This is a genomic window from Bacillus sp. S4, from assembly GCF_040838205.1.
GTDB classification, from domain to species: Bacteria; Bacillota; Bacilli; order Bacillales; family Bacillaceae_G; genus Bacillus_A; species Bacillus_A cereus_U.
In genome coordinates, this window is the sequence record NZ_JBFPJI010000329.1 from 1 (window position 1) to 3,491 (window position 3,491).

Sequence of the window (3,491 nt, forward strand, 5' to 3'; positions counted from 1 at the left end):
AGATTGAAGTTCATCTTCATAATGATTTAGGATTAGCCATGGCAAATGCTCTTGCGGCAATTGATTCAGGAGCATCTGTTATTGATACCACGTTGTGCGGAATAGGTGAACGTGCCGGGATTGTGGACCTGCTAAATTTATCCGTTTTATTATCTCAAAAGCGTAATCATCCGTACTTTAAACTACAGATGATCCCTGAATTAACTCAATCTCTTCAATTAGCTACTGGTTGTAAAGTAGATCATTGGAGACCAATTATTGGAAATAATGTATTTACCCATACCGCATCCTATCATATGAAAGCTGTTCAGCAGAATTACTCAGCATACGAGAGTATTCAACCTGAAATGATAGGAAGAGTAAGGAACATACAACAAAAACGCATAGAGAGAAAAGGGTCTAGGCTTTCAAAGTCTTTGCGAGTTAGTAAACCATTTGTAAAGGGAGCATCTGAGCTTTTATATCATCGAGATGGTCCAGGAGAACGTTGGGTACAGATGGATTATAGAACTGATGAACGAGCATCATTTTATGTGATACAGCGTGTATTTTACGATGCACATATAGAGGATAACTTAGAAGGAGATGTAGATGTTCATGCACATCATTGTGATAGTGCTTTTATTTTCTGGGGGAACAAAATAGATGGTATAGGCCTTATATGTGAAGTGGAAATTGAAGGAGAATCTCAAATCATTGAGAGCCCTGCATCCGTTTTTATTCCAGCCGGTTTAGAACATAGATACAAGTACCTTTCGGGTACAGGAACCTATACGAATATCGTACTGGCACCTAATTATAATTCTAGTTTACTAGAGAAAAATTCATGAAAAATGCGTGTGTATTGATTGAAGATAGCAACAGTTAGTTCGTGCGTATATAAATTAAAAAACACAGAACGTAAGTTCTGTGTTTTTTTCTATAATATGAAAAAAATAAACCATGAATTATTTGGTGAACTTATCTATGATGGGTACTGGACGGGAAAACAAAAAATAACTATTTTTGGTCATGACAGAGATGTAAATGCAAGTATCAACTTACTAAAATTAGCTATGTAATTGATATTTTCCTTAGGGGTAGGTATTATCTTTATGGCTTCGTAAAAAGTATCTAATTCCCAAGAAGCACCCACTTCAAACAACCCGAAAGGGTGTTAAGTGGTGTGTAGTTGGTAGTTCATATAAAAGAATCTTGATATATTTCCTTTCCTAATATGTATCTCTTCTTTTACAATAGATAGAAAAGGTGAAATGGAGGAGATGGTTCGTGGCTGACAACAAAAGAGAGAAGCTAATGAAAAAAGTAGAATATCATTTACGTAACACATCACGTCAGCTTATTAAGATTGATACTGAAGAAGAAGCATTTCAGTATTTAACCGATTCCTTTTGCGCTGAACTATATTGTGACTTTGTAGCTGTAATTTTAAATGAAGGAGGGCAGTTTTTACCAAGAGCATGGAGCGGGAATTTAACTTCCTTAGCTTCAGCCTTTCCTCTTCATTTTGATGAATGTTCTTCGAAACTTCAATATCAAAGCATAACGGATCAAACGGCAGATTCTCCAGGGGAGTGCGTCCTGGCGGAAACATTGAAACATGCTGGTGTGAAGACTTGGTTTACCGTCCCACTAAAAGATGACATACAGCATTTTGGTTTTTGTATCGTTGCCTTTTTAAGTCATGTTCCTCTTTTAGATATGGAAATATCATTTGAGGAGTTTGGAAAAGACTTAGCAGTGGCTATAGCAGTGGCTAGACAAAAGGAAGCGCAGTTTAAAAAAATCGAAGGATTTGGATGGATTAGTAAGAATCTTTCGCTAGATGTACCGTTAGAACAGCATATATTTGAGTTAACTTCTAAAGCTGGAATTGGAACAGATGCGAATTTTGCATGTATTTACCTTTATAACGAGGAGGAAAACTGTTTTGTTTTTCAGCCGCCTTCATATGGGGAAATGGAGTGTCCACAGAAAATCATGGTTGAGGAAAAATATGTACTCAAAGAGCACTTTCCATTTTTTGAGACCATTGGTGGTGAACAGGTTACGGTTCCGTTGGTTATTGACATGAAACCAATTGGAGTTCTACATGTTGAAAATAAACGTGAAGGAGTCTTTTCGAAGGACGATTTAAAAGCATTGGAAATGCTTGCTAATCATTTGGCCACTATACTTGATAATGCAAGGCTATATAATGGAGAGAAAGAACATAAGCAACGCCTTCATCTTCTCTTAGATTACCAACAAGCTTTGTTAAAAGAAACGGTCGAGGATAATAACTTTGAAGGAATTACAACAATGCTTGGCAGTCTGTTTCAGGACTCTGTTATTATTTTTGATAGCTTTATGCAGCCTGTTTCATTTAATACTGAGAAAACAGAGAACGGTAACCAGCTAACAGAACAACTAGCTGAATTGGCAAGAGAAGAACGAAGAAAGCAACGAATCACTGATACTTTTCATGTTAATGATCCAAAACATATTGGTTATTGTTTTTCATTTTGGTTAATCAATGGGGGCGGTAATTTACTAGGTTATTTAGCGGTGCGAAGACCTAGCGGGAGAATGGATGAATTTGATCAATTGACGGTTGATTTAGCTCGTAATATTTGCTCAATTCAGTTTATTAAACAAAAGCTCGTTCTAGACACGAAAGAGCAGATGAAAGACAGTTTTATTAGTAAATTGCTCACTGAAAAAATAGAAGATCGAGATAGTATTTTGCAATATGCAAACTTGTATCAATGGGATCTTTTCAAAAACCATCGAATAGCTGTATTGTCGATTTCTCTTGAGGAGAAAGAATTAAGAAAAGGGAACATCCTCGAACAGCAAGCGAAAAAATCACTTATATGGGATTTGATTAAGTCGCGTCTCCCGGAACTAGGAACTGGCATTTTAGCTGCCTCCCATATTGAGGAGCAACTCTTAATTGTGCCCATTGAAAAGCAGAAAAACAGCTCGAAAAAATTTTGGGAATCATTATATCATAGCATCCAAAAATGGATAGGTTCATCACCTATTTCCTGTAGTGTATTGATAGGGATTGGTGGGGGTACGCAGCAACTAGAAGACTATTTTATTAGTTATCAGCAGGCAATACAAGCTCTAAATATTTTAGACAGTCGCTTTCGCAAACAGGGGTTTGCCCTATTTGAAGATCTAGGATCGTATGCCATTTTACATCATTTAAATCATTCTTCAGCCGTAGACCTATTTATTAATAGACAAATTGGTCCACTACTTAAATATTCAGAAGGAAAGAATATAGACTTATATAATACATTACATGTTTTTTTGCAAAATAATGGAAATGTAAAAAACGCTGCAGAAGAACTCTATATTCATAGGAGTTCACTTTTGTACAGGCTTGAAAAAATAGAGTCGCTCATTTCAGCTGATTTAAATCATGCCGAAGTAAGATTCAATTTAATGATGGCACTAAAGCTTTATGATATGTATGGAGAGGTAATGGGATAACATAAGTT

The 3,491-nt window shown here is 36.2% G+C and carries 2 protein-coding genes; both read left to right on the forward strand.

All coding sequences use genetic code 11. The features are described 5' to 3' along the window. A partial coding sequence (locus tag AB3X48_RS19445; protein WP_483298829.1) for a hydroxymethylglutaryl-CoA lyase-like TIM-barrel protein occupies nt 1–830 on the forward strand: 830 nt, incomplete at its 5' end. A gap of 439 nt (nt 831–1,269) precedes the next feature. Then, nucleotides 1,270–3,483, forward strand: a complete 2,214-nt coding sequence (locus tag AB3X48_RS19450; protein ID WP_199715612.1) for a helix-turn-helix domain-containing protein — start codon at nt 1,270–1,272, stop codon at nt 3,481–3,483. Nucleotides 3,484–3,491: the final 8 nt, after the last annotated feature.